The sequence below is a fragment of the Rhodoplanes roseus genome, from assembly GCF_003258865.1.
GTDB classification, from domain to species: Bacteria; Pseudomonadota; Alphaproteobacteria; order Rhizobiales; family Xanthobacteraceae; genus Rhodoplanes; species Rhodoplanes roseus.
Map to the genome: position 1 here is coordinate 1 of NZ_NPEX01000410.1, position 3,937 is coordinate 3,937.

At 70.6% G+C, this 3,937-nt stretch carries 3 protein-coding genes; 1 reads left to right on the forward strand and 2 read right to left on the reverse strand.

The features are described 5' to 3' along the window. Both CH341_RS29190 and CH341_RS29195 read right to left on the reverse strand, forming a co-directional pair. Window positions 1–1,061, reverse strand: a 1,061-nt coding sequence (locus tag CH341_RS29190; RefSeq protein ID WP_146604671.1) for a CHASE2 domain-containing protein, incomplete at its 3' end; no start/stop codon positions are given. A gap of 307 nt (window positions 1,062–1,368) precedes the next feature. After that, the gene (locus CH341_RS29195; protein ID WP_111422793.1) at window positions 1,369–2,112 is read right to left on the reverse strand and encodes a hypothetical protein; all 744 of its coding nucleotides are present in this window, start codon (window positions 2,110–2,112) and stop codon (window positions 1,369–1,371) included. Window positions 2,113–2,383: 271 nt separating this feature from the next. Here CH341_RS29195 and pap point away from each other — a divergent pair, with 271 nt between their 5' ends. Then, window positions 2,384–3,895 (forward strand): polyphosphate:AMP phosphotransferase, encoded by a 1,512-nt coding sequence (gene pap / locus CH341_RS29200; RefSeq protein ID WP_111422796.1) that lies wholly within the window; start codon window positions 2,384–2,386, stop codon window positions 3,893–3,895. The last annotated feature ends 42 nt before the right edge of the window (window positions 3,896–3,937 follow it).

Consider the following 3,937-nt stretch of genomic DNA (forward strand, 5'->3'; position numbering starts at 1 on the left):
GTGCCGAGCCGGCCCGGCTCGGCGAGCGCGTCGCGGCGGAGCAGGTCGTTGACGCCGGTGGCGTGGATGTAGACGCCCGAGATCGAGCGGCGCAGCGGGGCGTCGGCCGCGGCGGGAGGCGGGGGCAGGGCGCAGCGCTCGGCCCGCGCGCCCTCGACGCCGGTCGCGAAGCGCTTCGAGGTGATCTTGCGGTCCTCGATGTCGAGCAGCGTGCCGAACAGCACCACCTTGCCGGCGAAGGCGCGCCGGAAGAACGCCGCGTCGCCCTTGTCGGCGCAGGCGCGCAGGTCGGCGAACGAGAAGGTCGGCACCTCGTCGGCGCCGCCCTCGAAGGCGAGCGTCTGGGTGTTCGCCACGGCCCCCGGGATGCGGTAGCCGGCCAGCGTGGTGCCGCCGTCGGGCTCGCGCACCGGCGCGGTGCCGAGGGCGCGGGCGGCGAGCTCCAGCGCCATCGACGGGACCGGGCGGCCGCCGACCGTGAACCACAGCGGCAGGCGGCGCACCACGTCGTCCGGGTCGGCATGGGTGTTGAGGGCGCGGATGTTCCTCTGCTGGCCGACCGCGATGCGTTGCGCCGCCGCCGGCCGCACCGGCCGGTCCTGGTGCAGCACCTCGCCGAGGACGACCTTGTCGCTCTGCGCGGCGGCGGCCAGCGCGCGCAAAAAATCACGGTCGAAGCCGCGCAGCCGGGCGCCCAGCGGCTCCTCGCCGAACGGGATCTCCGACTGCTCGATCGAGGACGGGAAGACGATGTCGAAGCCGACCGCGGCGGCGCCGCCGTCGACCACGGCGGTGAGCACCCGGCCGATCTCGCGCGTCCAGGTCAGGCTCGGCGAGCCGGCGAAGGGCGCCGTGCGGAACGTCTCCTCGTCGATCGCCACCACCACGGCGGGCGCGCGCGCGGGATCGTGGCGCAGCCCGAACACCCGCCAGCGCAGCGCCGTGAGGATGTCGAGCGACAGTCCGGCGAAGCGGTCCAGCGCCGGCGACGCGAACACCAGCCCGCACAGCAGCACGACGAGAGCGACGGCGGCGAGGTCACGCTTGCGGAAGCGCTTCATGTTCGGGCCATGCGGTCGCGCGCCCGCGCACGCCTGGGCGGGTGCGCGACGGCAGACGCCGAGGTCGTGGCCACCCCCCTCCCCGACCCTCCCCCACAAGGGGGGAGGGAGCAGGCCGGGGCGAGGCATGGGACCATCGAGATGGACAAGACGACAAGCTCAATCGCAACGGTGTCGCGTTCGACGAGGTCGCGACTCTTGCGTTCCCTCCCCCCTTGTGGGGGAGGGGCAGGGAGGGGGGTAGCCCCACGCACGACGCCATCGTCTCATCGCTTCGGTCATCGAAGCGCGGAATTTCCCACGATGCCTACTCGAACCGCACCAGCCGGCCGACCACCGGGGTGGCGCCGGGCTTGGCGTCCGGAGCGATGCGGAAGGCGACCTTGCGGCCGCCGAGGGTGGCGACGTAGCTGCCGCCGGGGCTCAGCGCCTTGTCGGCCTTGGCGAGATCGTAGAAGCGGCCGCGGACGAGCGATTTCGCCCGCAGGGCGATCGCCTGCTTCTCGCCGACCTTGTCGAGCCGCTCGATGGTCAGCGTGGCGGGCTCGCTCACCTCGAACACGGGCGAGCGGCCGTAGAGCACGAGCGTGCGGGCCGGCTCGCCGGCGGCGGGCGGCGTGCCCCCTGCCGAGGGGTTCGGTGACGGGTTCGGTCCCATGCCGCGGAACACCGTGGCGGCGCTCTCGGCCGCCTGGCGCTCGCCGAGCTGGGCGGCGGCGTCGCACTCGACCTTGATGCTCTCGATCGTGCCGAGATGGACCTTGCTCTGCTCGGCTCCCACCACCACGGTGCCGCCCGTGACGGTCTCGCGCAGGCACGACTTCAGATAGCCGAGCACGATGGTGTCCTTGGGCCCGAGCTTGATCACCCGCCCGGCCTCGACATAGTCCATGAACTCGAGGCCCGAGGCCTTGCCTTTGACCTCCTCGACCACGGCGACCGGAACGCCGGCGGCCCGTGCCACGGGCGAGAGGATCGCGGCCGCGCCGAAAACCACGCAGGCGAGCCCCCCGGCCGCCGTCGCGGTCGAAGCAGCGAAAGATTTCGTCATGAACCGTCTCATCTCGCGGCCCTCGCCAGGCAGGCCCGTCCCGTGCTTGAATTTATACCGGTCACGGCCCGGAAGGAAACCCACTCGTCCTTCGGAGCTAATTCCTTGGTGTGCGGCCCGGCCCGATGGTTCGCACGGCCTCTCGTCTTTGTTCTCCGTCGGCGGCGTCGCGTTCGAACGAGAAGGTAAGAAACGTCCTTCCCGGTCTTCTTGATCTGGATCAGCCGGAGCGCCGGCAAAGCTGCGATCATCTCCCGCCTGTGAGCGTGTCATGTTCGAATCCGCCGATCTCCGCCATCACGTGTCCAAGGCCGCCTACAAGCGCGACGAGACGGCGCTGCGCGAGGCGCTGCTCGATGAGCAGTTCGACCTCGCGGCGCAGCGCCGCTTCGCGGTGCTGATCCTGATCGCCGGGGTCGAGGGCGCCGGCAAGGGCGAGACGATCAATCTGCTCAACGAGTGGATGGACCCGCGCCGCATCCACACCCGCGCCTTCTTCCAGCCGACCGACGAGGAGCGCGAGCGCCCCGAGGCCTGGCGGTTCTGGCGCGCGCTGCCGCGGAAGGGCGAGATCGGCGTGTTCTTCGGCGCCTGGCACACGATGCCGATGGTCCAGCGCGCCATGGGCGAGATCTCGGAGGCCGAGTTCGCGCAATCGATCGGCGACATCCGCCGGCTCGAGACCATGCTGTGCGACGAGGGCGTGCTGCTGCTGAAATACTGGTTCCACATGTCCAAGGGCCAGCAGAAGAAGCGGCTGAAGGCGCTGGAGAAGGATCCGGCCACGCGCTGGCGCGTCACCGAGCACGAGTGGACCTTCCATGACATGTACGACCGCTTCATCGCGGTCACCGAGCCGTTCCTGCGCGAGACCTCGACCGGCGAGGCACCCTGGATCGTGGTGCCGGGCGCCGATCCGCGCTATCGCGCGCTGACCTTCGGGCGCCATCTGCTGGCGGCGTTGCGCGAGCGGCTCGACCAGAAGCCGCCGAAGCGGCTGCCGGACAAGACCCCGCCGCTGCTCGCGCCGGCCGACACCGTGACGGTGCTGAGCGCGCTCGATCTCGATCAGAAGCTCGACCGCGCCGTCTACAAGGCCGAGCTCGAGACCTGGCAGGGCCGCCTCAACGCGCTGGTGCGCGATCCGCACTTCAAGGCGATGTCGCTGGTCGTGGTGTTCGAGGGCAACGACAGCGCCGGCAAGGGCGGTGCCATCCGCCGCGTCACCGGCGCCCTCGACGCGCGCAGCTATCAGACTGTGTCGATCGCGGCGCCGACCGAGGAGGAGCGGGCGCAGCCCTATCTGTGGCGCTTCTGGCGGCATCTGCCGCGGCGCGGCGGCGTCGTGATCTTCGACCGCTCCTGGTACGGCCGCGTGCTGGTCGAGCGCGTCGAGGGGTTCTGCTCCGAGGCCGACTGGATGCGGGCCTACGGCGAGATCAACGACTTCGAGGCGGCGATGGTCCGCCACGGCACCGTGGTGGTGAAGTTCTGGCTGGCGATCAGCAAGGCCGAGCAGCTCAAGCGCTTCAAGCAGCGCGAGAAGGTGGCGTTCAAGCGGTTCAAGATCACCGACGAGGACTGGCGCAACCGCGACAAGTGGGGCGTCTACGAGACCGCGATCTGCGACATGGTCGACCGCACCTCCACGGCGGCGGCGCCGTGGACGCTGGTCGAGGCCAACGACAAGCTGTTCGCCCGCATCAAGGTCTTGGAGACCCTGTGCGGCGCGATCGAGACGGCGATGGAGCGCAATGGCGGGAAGAAGGGGAAGAAGGGGTAGGGGGCGTGGCAGGGATTTCGACCGTCATCCTGAGGTGCTCGC